General features: G+C 46.1%; 17 protein-coding genes and 1 pseudogene. 1 reads left to right on the top strand and 17 read right to left on the bottom strand.

Annotated features, from left to right (window positions below):
- Positions 1-228: 228 nt before the first annotated feature.
- Complete coding sequence (locus tag FD01_RS07980; RefSeq protein WP_056963601.1) at positions 229-1,230, top strand: LacI family DNA-binding transcriptional regulator; 1,002 nt, start codon at positions 229-231, stop codon at positions 1,228-1,230.
- 88 nt (positions 1,231-1,318) lie between these two features.
- Here the strand turns inward: FD01_RS07980 and FD01_RS07975 are convergent, their stop codons facing one another.
- The 17 genes and pseudogenes from FD01_RS07975 to FD01_RS07885 all read right to left on the bottom strand — a co-directional run bounded on the left by FD01_RS07975 (position 1,319) and on the right by FD01_RS07885 (position 17,929).
- Positions 1,319-1,519, bottom strand: coding sequence for a CsbD family protein (locus FD01_RS07975; protein WP_225436231.1), 201 nt, complete (start codon positions 1,517-1,519; stop codon positions 1,319-1,321).
- 539 nt (positions 1,520-2,058) lie between these two features.
- A complete protein-coding gene (locus FD01_RS07965) occupies positions 2,059-3,087 on the bottom strand; it encodes a peptidoglycan recognition protein family protein (protein WP_056963599.1) in 1,029 nt (342 codons plus the stop codon).
- Between the two features lie 26 nt (positions 3,088-3,113).
- Positions 3,114-3,353, bottom strand: a pseudogene (locus tag FD01_RS07960) (phage holin); the annotation flags it as partial.
- Positions 3,354-3,367: 14 nt separating this feature from the next.
- Entirely contained in the window at positions 3,368-3,643 is a 276-nt protein-coding gene (locus FD01_RS07955; RefSeq protein WP_054714090.1) for a hypothetical protein, read from the bottom strand.
- A gap of 246 nt (positions 3,644-3,889) precedes the next feature.
- Positions 3,890-6,841 carry a BppU family phage baseplate upper protein gene (locus FD01_RS07950; RefSeq protein WP_056963598.1) on the bottom strand — a complete coding sequence of 984 codons (2,952 nt, stop codon included), beginning with the start codon at positions 6,839-6,841 and terminating at the stop codon, positions 3,890-3,892.
- The gene (locus tag FD01_RS07945; RefSeq protein ID WP_056963596.1) at positions 6,810-8,897 is read right to left on the bottom strand and encodes a phage tail protein; all 2,088 of its coding nucleotides are present in this window, start codon (positions 8,895-8,897) and stop codon (positions 6,810-6,812) included. The genes FD01_RS07950 and FD01_RS07945 overlap by 32 nt, the downstream gene beginning before the upstream one ends.
- A gap of 12 nt (positions 8,898-8,909) precedes the next feature.
- Positions 8,910-9,728, bottom strand: coding sequence for a phage tail domain-containing protein (locus FD01_RS07940; RefSeq protein WP_054713870.1), 819 nt, complete (start codon positions 9,726-9,728; stop codon positions 8,910-8,912).
- A gap of 3 nt (positions 9,729-9,731) precedes the next feature.
- Positions 9,732-12,728, bottom strand: a complete 2,997-nt coding sequence (locus FD01_RS07935) for a phage tail tape measure protein (RefSeq protein ID WP_056963594.1) — start codon at positions 12,726-12,728, stop codon at positions 9,732-9,734.
- Positions 12,728-12,961 (bottom strand): hypothetical protein, encoded by a 234-nt coding sequence (locus FD01_RS07930; RefSeq protein WP_056963592.1) that lies wholly within the window; start codon positions 12,959-12,961, stop codon positions 12,728-12,730. Before FD01_RS07930 ends, FD01_RS07935 begins: the two co-directional genes overlap by 1 nt.
- Positions 12,962-13,032: 71 nt before the next feature.
- Entirely contained in the window at positions 13,033-13,473 is a 441-nt protein-coding gene (locus FD01_RS07925; RefSeq protein ID WP_054713872.1) for a tail assembly chaperone, read from the bottom strand.
- A gap of 63 nt (positions 13,474-13,536) precedes the next feature.
- Positions 13,537-14,163 (bottom strand): phage major tail protein, TP901-1 family, encoded by a 627-nt coding sequence (locus tag FD01_RS07920; RefSeq protein ID WP_056963591.1) that lies wholly within the window; start codon positions 14,161-14,163, stop codon positions 13,537-13,539.
- A gap of 1 nt (position 14,164) precedes the next feature.
- Entirely contained in the window at positions 14,165-14,530 is a 366-nt protein-coding gene (locus FD01_RS07915) for a hypothetical protein (protein WP_054713875.1), read from the bottom strand.
- Positions 14,527-14,901 (bottom strand): HK97-gp10 family putative phage morphogenesis protein, encoded by a 375-nt coding sequence (locus tag FD01_RS07910; protein ID WP_056963589.1) that lies wholly within the window; start codon positions 14,899-14,901, stop codon positions 14,527-14,529. The genes FD01_RS07915 and FD01_RS07910 overlap by 4 nt, the downstream gene beginning before the upstream one ends.
- Before the next feature lie 285 nt (positions 14,902-15,186).
- Positions 15,187-15,528, bottom strand: coding sequence for a phage head-tail connector protein (locus FD01_RS07900; protein WP_054713879.1), 342 nt, complete (start codon positions 15,526-15,528; stop codon positions 15,187-15,189).
- On the bottom strand, positions 15,525-16,403 hold the full coding sequence (locus FD01_RS07895) for a hypothetical protein (RefSeq protein ID WP_056963587.1): 879 nt from the start codon (positions 16,401-16,403) through the stop codon (positions 15,525-15,527). Before FD01_RS07895 ends, FD01_RS07900 begins: the two co-directional genes overlap by 4 nt.
- A gap of 68 nt (positions 16,404-16,471) precedes the next feature.
- Positions 16,472-17,389 (bottom strand): hypothetical protein, encoded by a 918-nt coding sequence (locus FD01_RS07890; protein WP_056963586.1) that lies wholly within the window; start codon positions 17,387-17,389, stop codon positions 16,472-16,474.
- 12 nt (positions 17,390-17,401) lie between these two features.
- On the bottom strand, positions 17,402-17,929 hold the full coding sequence (locus FD01_RS07885; protein WP_056963584.1) for a DUF4355 domain-containing protein: 528 nt from the start codon (positions 17,927-17,929) through the stop codon (positions 17,402-17,404).
- Between the last annotated feature and the right edge of the window lie 31 nt (positions 17,930-17,960).

The raw sequence follows: 17,960 nt of genomic DNA, 5'->3' as shown, positions 1-17,960 counted from the left end.
ATAATTGCCGACGAATATGTGTAACCGCTTACTACATTTGTAGTGTAGCACCATCCCGGCATAGTTGTAAACTATTTTCTAAAATTATTTAGTTATGTATTAATTCAATTGCTAAAATTAATTTGAAAAGTCTGTGCGATCAAGGCGTTAAGGCTAGTAAATAATTTACTAATGTGCTAAATTAAAGAGGTAGGATATGCGATGATCAGCATACTAAGGAGGTACCGCATGGTCACAATCAAACAAATCGCCACAGAGTCTGGCTATTCTTCTGCCACGGTATCACGATTGCTCAATAATGATCCGACCCTTTCGATCACAGATGATACCAAAGATCGAATCCTCGCTGTGGCTGCACAGCTCGGCTATACCAAGCGCAACTTAGAACCACCGCGTCATGATATCGGGTTGTTTTACTGGTTGACGCCAGAAGAGGATCTGCAAGATACTTATTTTGAAGCCATGCGCGAGTGCTTAGAAGAACATGCCAATAAAGCCCGCATGCGCCTGCACATCTATGAACACGGAACAGATATTCAAGCAATTCAAGAAAAACTGGATGGTTTTTTGGCGATGGGCAACTTTACCGCCGAAGAACTCGATGCGTTAAGCGCGCTTAGCCCTTATGGCGTCTTTTTGGATTCAAACCCTGATCCGACGCGCTTTCATGCGGTGCTGCCGAATTTATCGCAAATTACGCGCAGTGCCATTGATGCGTTTGTCAAAGCGGGCATCACTCGGATCGGCTTTATCGGGCCGACTTACTTCAACCCCAACACCCACCAAGAAGAACCAGATATTCGTGAACGTATTTTTGAACAGTATATGCAACAACTCGGGCTGTGGGAGCCTGAATTCGTCTTCAGCCATGGTAATGTCTCGGTCACCAATGGCAAAGTCCTGGCGCAACAGGCGTTAGATAAATTCGGACCAGATCATTTGCCTGCAGGTTTATTTATTGGGTCAGATCCGCTTGCAGTTGGCGTTCTACAAGTCTTCAACAATGCAGGCGTCGTGGTGCCACGCGATACGGCTTTGATTTCCGTCAACAATCTGGAATTGGCGAAGTACCTGTCACCGCCGCTTTCTACTTTCAATATCAGCTTGGATGACGAAACCCGCATGGCGGTCAGTATGTTAGTCGATGCTTTGGCTGGCAAGCGTACGGCGCCAAAATTCGTCTGCCACATGGGCGCAGAGTTGGTGTTGCGGCAAAGCTTTACGGGATAAAGAAAATGAGGCTGTCGCCTTTTTGACGACAGCCTCATTTTTTGTTGTTCAAACCCATCAGGCCGCAGTGATTTGCGCCTCATTGATGTCACTTTTTGTGCTTGTCAATTTCGTCATTGACCTTTTTGAGGACTTTATCCTTCGCTTCGTCAACTTTAGCTTCCGCTTCGCTTTTGAGCTGCTTGGCTTTGCCTTTGGCTTCCATTTCGTCATCCTTCAGCAACTTACCGGTGGTTTCTTCGATCTTGCCCAAGGCCTTGTCCTTCGTTGATTTCAAATCTGTCATCATGTCACCTCCTTAATTTAAGGATATAACATTGGCGGCAAGGGATGCCAATTTGGTGCTCAGCAAAAAAATGTAAAAAAATACCCTCGACCATTTCTGATCGAGAGTCGATGTGGTGCTGATGCGGGCAAGAAGTTCGCTTCCGCGGCATATCAACGTCCAGAGCCCGTTGTACCGCATCCGTACCACATCCTGTTGAAAGTTACGCTTCCATCTTGTTTTTACGAACACATGTTTGTATAATGACTTCGAGGTGATCAAGATGAAGCTACCAATCAAAATCGGTAACTATCAAATCAAACGTGCATCAATTCGTGGTGGCTGGGTGAAATTGTGTCTTGGCTCATCCACAATCGGTTATCTTGAGCCAGATAAGCTGCTCGACGACCTCCCCCGCGTGATTGGTCGGCCACTGACGCCTGACGAACAAAGCCTACTATCTAATAGCGTTCCAAAATGCGTTGCCTAGTCCCGATCTGGGGCTTATTTTTTTGCAATCAAAAAAGCCCCACCCCGCGTTAGCAGAGTGAGGCAGTGATGAGCTAGAACGGGTTAGCCGTCCCAATCTTAATCTGCAAGCGATCCAATGGCTCGCCAAGCATACCCGCAAAGTCGGTGTCATCACGAACTGCTGGAAGCCAACCAGCGCGCTTCGTTGTTTGGGATCGGTAGTAAGCTTGCTGGAACGTTTCGCCAGCGGGCGTGGTGTAGTAAATCTGTACGCCGTCAATAGCGTGGCCCATGATACCAGCGAACCCGTTAGCAGCATTGCGCCGATCGTATCCGGTAACATATGGAAGCCAGCCATCTTGAGAGGTGTGGACGCGATACTTGACGCTACCATGATTGACTTTGACAACCAGAGCATCATGAGCATGATTCGGGTTGCCCGCGAAGCCATTTACCGGATCACTGCTAAAGTTGGTGACTTCGCCTAACCAAGTACCATTGAGCTGGTGCAAATCGTAAGTCACATTAGTAAGCACGGCGCCTTTAGTAGCTGCTTGTTTAGCCGGCGTCTGAGCTGGTGCAGTCGTCGCCGTAACCTTACCAACCCCATTCTTGATGTCGGCGGCTACTTGGCCTTTACTCTTGCCGATACGTGCCAGTGGTGCCCACGGGTCGGTATGACTTGTTTCACCATTCATCTGAGCGATATGGCGATGTGTTTGTACTCCCGTGTACGAATTGGCCTCGAATGTGTACGCGATGCCCAACTTTTTGCACATGTCGCGGATCAGTTCAATCGTCGTGTTGTAGATGCGCAATTGTTTGGCCCTGTCGCTTGATTCTTCCATTTCGATTTGCACAGGCGCGATCGCGTTAGCTGTTTGGCCAGCACCCCAAGCAACGTAGCCAACACTGCCAACAGAATAAACAATACCATCACCGGCAATGAAATGAACGTATGCTTCATTGCTTGACCACGTACGCTTTTCAAAGGCCGCGTTGTTCTTGGCTGATGCATCTAGGTTAGCTGTCGAGTGAAACACGATCATCTTACCGGTAGTGCGTTGTGACGAACCCTCACTATTAGAAAGCGCGTAAGTAGTATCAATAGTGTAACTCATTTTTCTTCCTCCTTCTTAGGTGTGGTGTAAGTCAGTGCCTGGGCACTGTCAGTCACTCCGGCAGTAGTCGGGTCAGTGACCACACCAAGAATTGACAGCACTGCGAATACCGCATTGACGATGCCGGTCAGTTGCGTGCCCAGGTTCGCGAAGTCCCACTTATAACCAAAAGGCGCAGCCACAGCTTGCGCAAGCAATAAAATAGCCGGAACTAAAGCCAGCCAGAATTTGACACTCAGCAATCGTACTTTCCAATTAATCTTCATGTTAAACCTTCCTTTCAATTTTTAATTTTAAGTTGTAAAACCTTGTTGTATAGTGCTTCTCCCGTTCCGTTTCCGCCTAACGCTTTGTAACTGCGGAAAAGGTAGTTTAAATCGTCTAAGTCATCAGTGCTGATATAACCGGTTTCGATATGGTGGTTGCACATCATGTAAACCTCGTGATGAAGCAATCCGACAAGCCCAGCATCAATCGCCTTTCCGTGTTTTCGATGTGTCTGAAACTGGCTTAAAATCCAACCAAACAAAGCCCCACCGCCCAACTCTACAAAAATGTCTAACCAACTCTTAAAATCCACACTTTCTCACTTCCTTTAAAAAATACCGATTACGACAAACAGACTTCCCCAATCATCATCATGCCAATACCTACAATATTAATTAATATAAATGGAGCTGAAAACCTTACATTCTTAATATCGAAATCTTGTTAAAGACTTTACCCGCCAACGTTTAATATTAAATTTCTTTTACCGCGCAGTTTCTTAAAACTTTAAATAGCGCTACTTCGCAGTTTGCATCTACAAGCCTTTTGCGATTGTATATTTCAACCAACTATACAACTGATACCCCCAGTTAATGTGTCCAATACCATTGACATGGGTACTTGCGTGCCAACCATAAGCATCGTTGTATAAATTGTCTGCTGTCAATTCGATATTTGCATCAGGTAAATCAACCCTTCGCATTGATACACTTTCAGCGGTAGGTTGAACAAAATAAAATGGTAGGAAGTAGATTCCGTTTGCTTCGCTTGTTGCATTTCCGTACTCAGTTTGTAGCATAGATACAAGATCATACTGTTGGTTATGTCTGCTTCCTTGTGCGCCGGTATCGTTCCATATTGTCGTTTTCTCGCTAAAATTAGGATGTAACGATGGGAAAAAAGTCCCTGCTGCATCTGATAACGTGATACCAATAATCATATTTGGGTACTCTGTTTTGATGATATTCACCAACTCTTGGTATTGAGCAAGTGTACCACCCCCATTTGCACCCAACATGATTAATACATGCGTTGGTGTACATACATCAATCTCATTTAAATTACCCGATGTGATTAATGATCCTGTTCCGCTTCCTAATGTCAATCGAGTTCCTGTGTCGTCCATTGTCCGATATTTAGCAAGCCAAGCGTCAATACTGAATTTGAGTGTTGTATCACTCTTAAATGCAGCCACTCCACCGTTAAGATAACTGGATAACGAGATCCCACGAATGCCCTCGTGATGCGTAGTTACCGGATATTCCACATCCTTATAATTCATGGTTCTTGTTTTTTTGAATTGTCCTAAGAATAAACATTCATGCCCCGAACCAGCATCAATGTGATCTTTCATGAAAAATTCTTTCGCAATCAAATGATAAGCCCAATTTTGAAGATGGTTATCATCGTTTATCTGTGCCAATTCAGCGTATGTTATGCTATCACCAATACATAATACTCTCGGTTTTACGTTAGCAGTCACGGAATTAAGCGTTGACGCATGGACAACATTAAAACTGCTATCCACTATATCATTTCCTGTGATTGTTACGCTCTTGGTGGTTTCCAATACATTGACACCACTATTATAGGTAACCGCAGGAGATAGTTCATTTGAATCCGTCACAACAATTGGGGCATTAAACACAACTTTATCCGAGTTGTTCCCAAACCGAATGTGTTTTTCGCTTGTCAATCCTTTGAATAAATGGTCAAGATAAATAGCTGCGGAGTAGTTTCGGTTGTGCCCTTTAGCCGAAGCGATAATATCATTACACACGGTATATAATTTATAAGGTGCAATGTGGGGCATAGGTGACTTCGTACATGGCACGGATTGTAAATCGGCAACGTTTTGTTTCACAACATCCAAATCCGATTTCACATCAACATAATAGACAGCACTACTTATTTTATCAGGATATGCGATGGGTGAAGCGAATGAAAGTCGGATGAAAGCGGCGGTTAGTGGTATTGGAATAGTATCTGACGCGATTGGCGTATGCGTATTAATAGCAGATGTTGTGCTGATGAAAATCCTATTCTCGTCATAAAAATTTATTGATCCAATTTTTTCGTGTCCGTATACTTTATACGCAATAGCGTACGATGGGTCAATTGCTTCGAAATCAGTGTACACCCAGTTGGTATCAGTTGTGTTGACTACTAACCCATTTGTTCCGATATAACCAATACTTGTTGGCGATTCACATAAATTAGTAGCCCATAGTGTCCTTTCGTCTAAAGTAACGTTTGTTTCAGCGATGCGTTTTAGTGTGTCAAATGGTGTTGTGATTATATTATCAGAAAATAATGTATCACCTGCTGATTTTGCCCAACAATACCGCACGTACCTTGTTCTTTTCGGTGCGGTAACCGTACCTGTTGTCAACACAAGTAAATTGCTTTGATCGAACACAACCGATAACAATGGGATCATTGCATCATCGAAAAATGAAATACTCGTGACAATGTTTTGACCGTGTAATTTATAATCAATTACCGTACCTGGAATGGCATCGAGCATATTCGTGTATACATAATTAACATCACCTGGAACAATTTCTCCGGATGCATTTATATAACCAGAGAAAGTTTCGAGCCCATCAATAATAGATTCATTTACTATCCCTTTATTCAGATTTGACAGGTTTGTAGTAAGTTCATCATTCAGTTTAGTTTTGGTCACCGTGCCATCTGCAATCCCCACGCTCTGATATATGCCTGCATCAGTCCATACGTTATTTGCCCAAATATACTTGTGCCCATTGTCAGCCGCTATCATCAAACCATTTTTCCCGTTTGGGTACTTAGCTTGAATCGCCGCTAAATTGGCGAAAGTCTCAGGCAACGCCACAATCCCAGAAATCGAATTGTCCGTGTAGTCTTTGGCATTATGCAATGCATCAGCATCGCCCGAGTCTGCGTATTTCTCGGCACTTGATAGGGTGATCGCGTCTTTTTTATCAGTCTCGGATTTATTGTAGAAATCTCCCTGATTATATGCATTCAAAACAGTTTTAATGTCGATATTCATGTCATCGATTTTTTTCTGAAGGGAGTTGAGTGTGCCATCAATGATCGTGATGTAGTCATCAGCCTGTGCTTGACTAATATCAACGGCGGCCTTGATGATAAAAGCCACGTCAAATGTTGACTCCGAACCATCAGCATCGGATAAGCTGAAATAGGCTGTTGTAATTTTACCTGGTATAGCCGATAACGCGTTGGGGACTTGATAGGTGAACTTCCCATTGGCAGAATCAGTCACCGTGAATCCGGTGCTATCAGCGATTACGGCCTGCCCGTCAGCCGTATCCGCTTTGAACATTGGTGTAAGTCCGCTAAGCGATACCGGAGAGCCGTTGTCCATCAGTGTGGCATCAATCACCACGGCGCCGGTTTTGTCCCCTTGCCGCAAATATACAGGCTCAGGTGCGATGGTATTCTTTGAATCAAGAGTTACTTTGTACGTTCTGATTGCCATTTTGTATCAATCCTTCCATTTTTTCCAAATCTTCATAGGTGTCTTTTGTATCAACGAGGCGCTGATCCTCAAATCCTCGGCGCTTACCTTTGAGTTCCCACCCAAACGATGAATCAGGGCTGTTTGATGAAACGATGAAGTAATCCTTGCCACGTTCAGAAATCCAGAATTGCGCGTCACTGTAAGCTGTCAAGAAAACTTGGTAAGGCTTATCCGTGTTAATCAAATCAAAAACGAGCGGATCAACGTCCACTCGCACCGTTTTATTATCGCCCGTTTTGCTCTCACCAATATCGCCGACATAGTTTTCTGCCAGCTCGTATGCTGGCGTTAGCCTAATCCCGTCTCGTGTTACTTGAGCGGCGTTTTTCGAACCATTGTAAACCGTGAAATTTCCTAACACTGCGGCACCATTCGGATTAACTTCGAATTGATTGTTTGTGTCATCAGCCGATAATTCGATTTTGCCATTGTTCGTTATCCATGCGCCTGTACTGATGTTAAACTTCAAGCTACTCTTAAGACGACCATATAGATTGTATACTGGGTTGCTTGACGTTGACTCAGCTGGTATTTGAAAAACAGGCACGCTCTTGCCATCAGAACCGGCTTGGTTAAGGCTCAAAATATATCCAGGGTAGTTGAACAGCGCAACCCCATTGGGGGCCCCTGTAGAAGCATTTTTGGTTGTACCTAGGTCGCCCATAAGACTAGACCCGTTATAAAAACTGGCTACCCCATTCTCAATGCGAATTTTGGAGCCATTCTCACCCGCTGTTTCGAATGTGATCCCTTTAATCAGATTTCCATATAGCCGGTCAGCAACGACACCATCAGCAGTGATAGCGCTTTTGAAAGTTTTGCCTCCATCTGTTGATACACCAACGCCAGCACTGTTTAGGATCACGACTTTGTTCGCATCTGACTTGTCAACCGCAATGATTCCCTGGTCGGTAAAGTTAAGCTCCGTTCTAGCATCAAGCAAGCTGTTAGTAGCTAACTGCACTTGCGACGTTAACCATTCATTGGGAACTGGAATCTTGCCAGCGGCTACGTTAGATAGAGTTGATTGTGATGTCTTCTGCTGTTCAGCGAATGACAGGCTACCGCATTCAACCTCCGTTTTTGTTCGTGTGCCTCGAATATCGTAATCGCTGGTTACTTTGATGATCCGGACTTTATCACTGAAATTAAGACTCTCATCAATCACTGTGATGTAATCGCCAGGGTTTGCCATCGCATATTTATAGCCGACAGATTGCAGATCAACAAGATTTATGGTGAGTGAGATTGCCCAGCTCTTGTCTACTTTTTCTTTCACAGCCGCAAGCAAGTTGTCAGTAACCGTATAGCGCTCATCAGCAACCGGAACAGCTTCAATTGCGCCAAACTTTGGATAATAGTAGTCATACAACGGGGACTTATACTCGACTGTCAGGCGCTTACTTGTGGTGTCGTTTGGTTTGCTGTATGCACCATATCCGCGGCCATAGGTAGCAAAGCTTGTGTTATCGGTCTGAATCTCTGCTGTGTCCAGATTAAACTTTTTGCGAACGATTGTAGAAAGATCAGACCCCATAGCTGGCACGACATGAACCGTCTTACCATCAACATAGAACTCAACGTTTGCTTGGCCTATGATGTCATTGAACAGTGACAGACGATCACTCATGCCCCAATCCTGCTTTTCAAAAGCAGCAACCGAGGCTGTATTGTCATACGTGTAACCAGTGCCAGAAAACAAAGCATCAAGATAACTTGATAATGGGTGCGAGCCGTTCCATGTTTCGTAGAATGCAGTCTTACTCAGCTTGTAAAAGAACGCCTGAACCGCGCTGAATGTAACGGTATTATCTTTGTCATTCTTCGTGTATGTGACAACAACATAGTCCTCATCAAGGAACGATAGCGTCCAGCCTTTGGCGATGTTTGCCTTAACATCTTGTCCAAAATAGATTGTCCCAGATAATGACTTCTCACCATTCACCGCATCGGTTTTCTCAATCTCGCACTGGGCTTGATATTCATTATTCTCAACGTCTGTGAATGTAATCAATAATCACGCCTCCTATGCGTATAGATTTTGGAAACCAAGGATCTTGACTGTACCATGCACGTTGCAAGTGATTTTATTTGGCTTGTCCGGCTGCAAAATAAAATAGGCCTTGTTCGTCTTGCTGACGATACTTAGTCCGTTTTGAGTGTAGCTAAAGCCGCTAAACATAAACACGTCACCAGCGGCAACAGTACCATTGTATGTCAGCTCAGTGTCATCTATTTTGAACGACAGTGAAGATGCTGAACCAGTTGCAGTGAATTGGACAGTGAACCCTTGCTCGAGCTGATTACATGGGACCGTCCCTCGGTATGGAACGTTGATGCTAACATCAATATCTGCCGGTGGTGTTTCACCGTAAGGTAACTTCATCGTCTTGAATTCAGCAGTTAGTTTATACAAGAGTGTCCCATTGACGTTACCGACAAGCTCCATTTCAGGCGCTTCCGTGTAGACAAGGAACCGCTTATGTGATGGATAGTTGCCAAGCTTGTCGTAATATCCTCCAGACGTCTCACCCGGTCTTTCCATCGCCACACTTGGCGTTGTTTTGAGCTGGGTGATGTAATACCCGTCAGGGTCAGAAAGTAGCGCATACAGCTTCTCACGAAGCGTTTCTTCCTCGTCTATGTCGTCAGCACGATAGTAACCGGTGATGTTGATTGTTTTATCGGTATGCCAACCTCCAAAATCAATGTTCCCGTTTCGCTGATCGAGCTGCTTGCTGTTTCGAGTGACTGACGGTGCGGACTCCTCGAAGTCAGTGACAAGCACCTTATATTGGCTCAGGTAGTACCGGCTACCGTCAAGCTTTTCTATAAGTAAGTCCATATACTACCCTCCAATTGGCCGAAAATAGCTGCTAACGGCTGCGTCATTAGCGTCTGCTTCCTTGACCATACTGTTAATGCCATTCTTATCAACGTTATTCTGGACGATGATGTTAGGCGTGATTCGTTCACTTGCATCAATCGACTGCGTGACATCTCCAGATCTGAATTGCGTCCCAGCCATGGAAAAGTTGCTGATATTTGCCGACATGTTGGCAGAAATGTCGCTCGCCATACCGGAAACCGTCTTTTGAACAGCACCGAACGACTTTTGCAGTCCTTGATTCAAGCCACCCATGATTGCATTACCAGCGGGAATCAAGAGACGAGCATCATAATGAATTGGTCCTTTGTGAGCTTTGATCCAAGAAGCGATGCCACCAACGAAATTCTTGACAGCTCCCCATGTAGCCTTCAACCCATTCAAAAAGCCGTCCATGATTGCTCGACCAGCTCCAATTAGAAGACCACCAGCACCGCTGAATAGCCCCGCAATGCCATGGATACCGCTGCTTACGAATCCTTTTGCACTACTCATTGCACTGCTTATCGTGCTAACGATGCCGTGGAAGATACTACTTACAACTGAACCTAAGCTACGCAAGCCAGAAGCAAGGATTTTTATTGCCCCGCCTACAAGCGCGATGCCAGCAGCAAGAACAACAAGCCCTGCGCCTCCGGCAACACCACCAGCACCTAGAACAACGAGAGCGGCACCAGCCAAGGCACCACCAGCAGCCAGAGCAACCAACGCAACACCGTATGCCAGAGCGGCAACTGCACCAGCCGCATCAGCAACCGCATTAGCAGTACCAGCAGCAGCAGCAACAAGCAATGCCGCACCAGCGGCAACACCGGATGCCGCTACCATTGATAATCCAGCACCGAGCAACAGACTAGCTGCGCCAGCTAATGCAATACCAGCTGCTAGGATCGCAACCCCAGCGGCTAGAACAACGGTTGCTGCTCCCGCAAGCACAATGGCAGCAGCGGCAACGGCCAACCCTGCCCCAAGCACAACAGCACCGGCGCCGGCAATTAGCGCACCAGCACCGAATACAATAAGTGCTCCGCCTAATGCCAGAATACCAACAGCAGCCGAAGTACCATAGGTTGCGATTACCGGCAGTTGAGTAGCTAATAATGCAAGCCCAGCAGTTGCTAATGCAATCCCTGCCCCGACGAGTAAGACTGCCGCTCCAAACGCCAACATACCGATAGAACCGGCTGTCAAGGCCGGAGCAACAGCCGCGAAGACAATCGCAAGGCCAGCAATGGCAACACCAATTGCCAGCACAAGCGTTGTTGCATTACCACCAGCATTCTGGAAGTTAGTTAATGCGGTAACCAATAGAGCGATACCGGCTGATGCCATCAAAACCGCAGCACCCATGGCTAGAAGTCCAGTTGCATTTGCGGTCAATGTAGGTGCAACAAGTTTGAGAACCCCAAGAATGACAACAATTGAAGCTGTCATGGCTGCTAATGCCACGAGTCCAGCAGTGCCGGTCTTTGCCAAAGCTGCAACACCAAATGCAAGTGCAGCAAATCCGGCTGCTGCTAAGCCAATTCCAAGGCCAGCGCCAGCCGCTTTTGCACCCATTGCGGCAATCTGACCAGCAGATGCACTCATAGGTTTAGACATGCCAGATGAAGCACCATTCAATGCTTTAATAGCTTTAACTGGGGCTGTAATTGCCGTTACAAGCTTGCCGATTCCAGTTGTAAACAGTCCGAACACAATAAGCACACCAGCAATTACTGGAGACCAAGCAATCAACCCTTTAACAAAACTTGCCATTGGGCTTTTTGATTTGTTAAGCCAAGTCGCAAAGTCTCCCAAGGCATTAGCCACTGATTGAATTTGTGGCGCAATTGTACCAATGCTAGTTTTGACAACAGCATCGAACGCGTCTTTCATCTGATCCAGCGACTGGCCGACGTTTTTAGTCATGTCGTTTGCATTATCAGACAGATATTTATTTGCGGACTTTGCCGAGCCACTAACTTTGCCAAGGGAATCAGAGTAAGCATCCCAACCGGACTTGCCACTCTTAGTTTTTTTCTCTGTCTGGATCAAAAGCGGCAACATTGCCTTAGCACCGGCGGCACCATATAAGTTAGTTAATGCTGCAACCTTTTGAGACTGACTCATTCCATCAGTTGCTTTTGCAACTTCTTTAAGGATTTGTGGGAACGGCTTGAATTTACCTGAAGCATCAGTGTACTTGATCCCTAACTCTTGCATTTCGCCAGCAGCCACCTTAGTCGGCCGTGCCATTAGTGTTAAAGCATGAGCCAAGTCTTGAGAACCTTGTGCAGCTCCTAATCCAGAATTGCTCATTAATCCGATTGCGGTTGACGTGTCTTTGATGCCAATTCCCAATGTGGCAGCAGTTGAACCAACGTTGGCAAATGCTTGTCCCATGTCTTCGACTTCGGCATTGGACATGTTGGCATTCAATGCTAGGATTGCTGAATCTTTAGCAGCATTTTTAGCGCCACCGCCCCAGATATTCATGGCTTGTTGGACAGTTGTAGCAGTACCAGCTAAATCGGCACCAGCGACAGCAGAAGCCTTGGCAATAGCTGGAAACTCAGCTTTTAAGTCTTTGATTGAAGCACCGTTACGAGCCATTTCAATCATCGCGTTACCGGCATCTTCAGCACTAATAGGAAGCGTTTTACCCAAAGAAAGTGCTTCTGTTTCGAGATCCTTCATGTCACCCTTCAGTGACTTGTTACTAGAACCAGCAATAACAGCCGCCTTGTTAATTGATTCTTGGAATGTCCCGTAACTCTTGATTGCGCCAGCGGCCATAGCACCAACAGCTAAGCCAGCAACAGTGGACGCCTTGCCGATACTTGTCATTGCACTGCCGACACGTTGGCCAGCATTCGATGCTGAATCCGTGCCAGCTTTTACTGAGGTCGCTAGTTTCCCCATTGCCGCTTGGAATGGTGCAATGTTTGCTGTGAATGTTGCGACTACGTTTGCCATTAGCTACCACCTCCAAATGCGGCATTGAGTTTTTTAATCATTTCGACATCGGGCTTTCTTTCTCGATTACCATTGCGTTTGAGTATCTTTTGTTCGGCCTTATCAATATTCTTGTATCCGGTCTTCACTGATCGCTTAGGGTTCTTTGCATTCTGGATATTGGCAATGTTGACGGCAAGTTCCATCAGATCACGGCGCATGTCAACATCACGCAAAAATGACCCTTCCAACATTGAACGGGCTTCCCACAAATACAATCTGAACGGCATATCGGGATCATAGATTCCATGACGGGCAAAGTCAGTTAAGAGAGACTCTTCTTCATTGCGTCCAGGGTATCCTTGGTTGCCGCTTCCTGAATCTTTTCTTCGGCTGTCTTGTTCTTCTTGTCCGTCAATGCTTTCCCGTATTTTTCGGTCAAGTTCAGCCAACGTGTCGCTGCGTGTTTGAAAAAACCGGATTCGTGAAGCTCCTGCTCAACTTCTTTGAACAGTTCCTGCGACTTGCCATCTTCCTCGGCCTTGTCGAGTACGTCCATGATGTCGTCATCTGTGTATGACTTTGGCAGCAACACACGCAACGCTTTGAACAATGCCATATCATCATCAGTCACGAATGCCAGCCAGATTGAGCTTGCACCATCGTTGGCACCATCAGCAGAGCTGTACAGCTTGTTGGCACGGAACAAAGCACGAAAATTGAACTTTGCTTCTACCGGTTGATCTTTTACCGTAATTTCTAACATGAATATCCTCCTGAATTTTCGTCTCAGATCGGCCATAGCCTACTCGTCTCTGTGTGCGACTAATTAAGCGTGAGAAGTGGTAGTGGTTGTAGTAACACTGCCGTCAGCAAACTCGCCTTGCTTTTCGCCTGGGCGTTCGAATGCATAAAGTTGATCAAGCATTGCTACCTGTTCATCTGATAATGGGAACGTTCCCGGTGTGCCATCTTCGTTCTTGTCTGCCAGTTTGCCGATGATGTTCAAAGTGAAGTCAATTTCAGAGAAACTGTCTTCATCTGAGATGTCGGCACTGTCAACAACACCATAGCCAAACATCGCAGGATAGGCTTTGTGGTCGCCTTCTACAACGGCCAGACGTGGGTCAACAATGACGCGCCATACCTTAACCTGACGGCCTTCATGCTTAGCGTCAATGATGATTTCATGTGATTTGTCACCAGGAACCATGTACGTTGTCAGCTCAATGCTGTCTTCGTTAGTGGATGCGGCAATGATACGACCCATCTTGGTTTGTTCATCAAGCGAATCACCTTCGATGCTCGTATCGCCAGATTCTTGGTGAGCCGGCAAGATTGCAGGACTGCCGATAGGTGCTACTTTAGGATCTGTTGACTGGATAAAGTACCAAACGTCTTTACCACGATATGGGGTATCTTTCACGAATTCGATACCGTTATTAATCTCTACCATTTTAATAATCTCCTTCTAGAGTAATGATAAGCATGCAGCGACGTAATGGTGTGCTATCGCCCATGCTTGTGTCGATTGAATTAGATGCCGTCAGTGATTGCCACCGTGTCACCTTGCTGAGCGACCATTTAACTTTGCGAACGAAGTCCTCCCACTCAGCCGGTGGTGTGTCGATACTGTCGTAAATGTCGACCTGCTGACCAACACTCGATAGTGTCCCCGTCTTAGATGACATGTCGGAATCAACGTGAACATTAACAAAAACTAGCGGTAATGTGCTCTTAACGTCAGGCTGAACGAATACAGGATTGAGGCCGTCAGCAGTCAATTGAGCTTGCGCATCTTCGTACCATTCAGAGAGTGTCATTTGAATGCGGCCGCCTCCTTCAGATTGTCCATTGTGGTTTTAATGAAAAAAGATTGTGCTGCTGAAACCGCAGGACGGATGAATGGCTCTGCCGCCATTTTGTACGTACCAAACTCAACAAATGAAGAATAATCGGCTTTTGCATCAACAGTTCCAGTGACTGATGTAGCTGTTTTCTTGACCGGTTCAACTAGGATATTGTTTGCCATGAACCCAGTTCGTTTAGGTGCAATGTGTTTTGCTTGAGCTTGTACTTTGCCGGTAGTTGTTTTCATCGCTGAATCTGCGGCTTCAATTGCTGCTCCAGCATTCGCGCCGAGTTCTTCCATTAGCTTGTCTAGTCCTGACCATGTGACGTTGGTATTAGCCATTGCTTACACCTCCAGACACGATAAAAACGGTTGACTTGCGATTAACGAACGTCTTGTTGATTGTCCATTTGACACCGTCAATCTCGATTTCGTTCACAGGTAACGTGGGATTCTTTACGTGGATCTCATAGGCCATAGTGCTCACCAGACCGTATACAGATAGTTCTTGTGCGCTGGTGATTGGGATTGTTAGGCAAGTTACAGTTTCACGTGTCTCTGTCGGCCTGTCATGCAACGGGTTAGCTGGCGGCGCCTTTCTGATGAGGGTGATTCGATTATTGTATCTCATACGAACCTCATCCCCGGTCGGCGGCTTTGCGATGAATCGCGATAAACGTCAAGGCCGTCAGCATATTTAGACAGATCAATGGTTTCCCATGTATTTGACACATTGCCCTCACCGCTGGCAGCTTTGCCTTCATCACCAATACGGTTGTACATCTTCACCACAACGTCCTTAATTACCCATGTAACAGCGCTTGGCACTGTCCGGTTGATCACACCATCTTGATTGATATAAGCCAGTACACGCGCTGTGGCGTCCTCAATTAGCTCATTCAACAAGTTGTCTTGCATTGTATCGGTCAAACCAATGCGTAGCTTTACACCGTCTAAAATCTCCATCATCTCACCGCCTTTACTGCCTGTGCGTACTTGTAAGAGCACTTCGACTTATCAACGAAACTCAAATCATCATCAAATGGCGTTCGGTTTACATACTGGCCTTTGAAGAACAGCCGTTTGTCTTCAACCGTGGCACCAGCATTGTGCATGATCTTGGTTTCACTCCATCGTTTGACTGGGTCAGTTGCCCAACAAAAATCGAGCTCATCACTGATGACGGGCCCGATGTTGAAGTACATCATGTTCCACAACTGTGACCACATTTCAGCGGTCCATTTTTGAATGTTGCTATCTACCGTTTGCAGGTATCGCCATAGTCGGTTGCTGTCTACGTACACCTTTCGCCAGTATTCAGCGGTGGGGTGGCTAATGAGCCACTGAGCACCACCAGAATTGTGGTTGATTGTTTCAAGCGAATCCAACGTAACTCCGACAATATCAGCCATGCGTTTAATAATCTCTTCACCGTTCTCGCACTGCTTGATATAGTCAACACTGATATAGCTGAGCGTGTTACTACATAACCAGCGATCAGGCTTTACTTTCAGTTTTCGGAAGTCTGGCCGTTTACGGAAAATGACGTCACTATCAAAGTAAAAATAGTCCTCATTCTCACGTTCTTGGTCTTCAGCTAGATACTGCCACCAAAGCCAAGGTTTCACAGATGGGATATATTGCTTGTCTGTGCGTTTGTCTGTGTACGTGTGCACTTCTACGCCATACTTGTCAGCAAGCACCTTAGAGACGCCGCTGTCGTGCACAGTGAACAGAAGAACAACGTCTTCCATGCTGAACCCGACACTCTTTAGATTCGTTAGGCAGACTTCAAGCTCCCACTGAAACCGCTGAATTGCGGGCTGGCATAAAATAAGTTTCATGTTGTCCTCCTATCAGCCGCCCGGTTACCCGTACTGTCCTATTTCGATAGGCGACTTAGATAAATCAATTAAGCGTGCGAAGTGGTAGTAGTGGTAGTCGGTGCCACAGTGGATGTGGTGGTCGTTGCTGACGTCCCGGCAGTGAAGATTGCTTGACGGTTGTCATCGCTGATCCATTGGCCAGCCTTACCAGCACCTTGCAAAGCAACACCGGCGAAGTTCTCTGATTGAATCGTCCGAACAACATTGATACCGGTGAACGCACGGCCAATGTTATCAGGCGAGAAGATGATGGCCTTACCAGCCATGTAACGAGCAGGAGTCTTGGTAACAACGATGTCGCGGAAACGCATGATGCCGTTTTCGTCAATGTTTACGGCGGAACCCTTTGAGGTAGTTACCAACTGGTGGTCAATGATTGCGTTGTATACTTCAGCAGTAACGTATGCACGTACCGGAACAACGACTTCGAGATCCGTATAGCGTTCGGAGGCTTCCTCGAACACCTTGTTAACATCAGTAACCGCACCAAGGTCAGCCGCAGCACTAGCAACTAAGTAAGCGCCTAGCTTGCTGTTGAACATCCGCGTCTTAGCTTGTGCTTGTAAATTAAGGCGATCAGCAACAGCAGAGTTCAAATCGGTGTTGACAGTTAACTGATCGATGCCTTCATTAAAGCTCCAACCAAAGGAATATGGAACATCAATATCGCCGTAGACGATTTCTTTCATTGGCCCGAATCGATTGGAATTGCTTGTGCCAGAACCAAATGCCACGTCAGCGTCAGTGTTGTAAGTGCCAACAGCAACCGGAACGTCATTTGCCTTAACGCTGAATGCGATTGCATTGTTTTGAACAGCATCGAGTGCTTGGAGCGCACCGAACGTTGGAGTGAAAGTGCTTTGAACACCGAATACGGTTTGCATTAAACCGATGAATTGTTTCTGATAAAGACGTACTGGTAAATCGTTGTTTTCTGTAGCCATGATAGCTACCTCCTATTTTTTGTATTGTGCCATGATTTTCTTGAATGGATCATCAGCACCATCAAGGGCAGAAGCACCATTCTTAGGCGGGTCGGTTTGCAGTTTGGCCTCAACTTGCTTGTTGACCGTTTCCTGAATTGTCTTTTGAATGTTCTCAACAGCATCCTTAATCTTGTCAGCGTCACCCAACGCAACCAGAGAACCGGCAAAATCAGTTGGCAGTCCTTTATCAACGAGTAACGACTTCGTGCTTGCGGACAGTTCGCGCTGATTGAGTTCAGCCTCACGTTTGTCTAAGGCTGCTTGACGTTGTTTTTCCAGTTCTTGTGCTTTCTCATCGGCCGACATCTTAGCAAGCCGCGCGCCTTCACTCTTTGCGTCCTCAAGCGCCTTAGCCTGTTCTGCTTCCCACTTCGCCTTGGCTGTTTCCAGCGCCTTAGCTGCACGCTTATCGGCCTCGCTGTCAAGCTGAGCCTGCGTATATGTGGTTGGCTCTTCAGTTGTCTTGACTTCTTCCTGAGTTTGTGTTTCTTCTGCCATGATGGTTCCTCCTGTTTAGCCCAAAACAAAT

It is taken from the genome of Lacticaseibacillus manihotivorans DSM 13343 = JCM 12514 (assembly GCF_001435035.1).
Taxonomy (GTDB): Bacteria; Bacillota; Bacilli; order Lactobacillales; family Lactobacillaceae; genus Lacticaseibacillus; species Lacticaseibacillus manihotivorans.
Note: the sequence above shows the minus strand (reverse complement) of the source record. Positions and strands in the feature narration are given on the sequence as shown.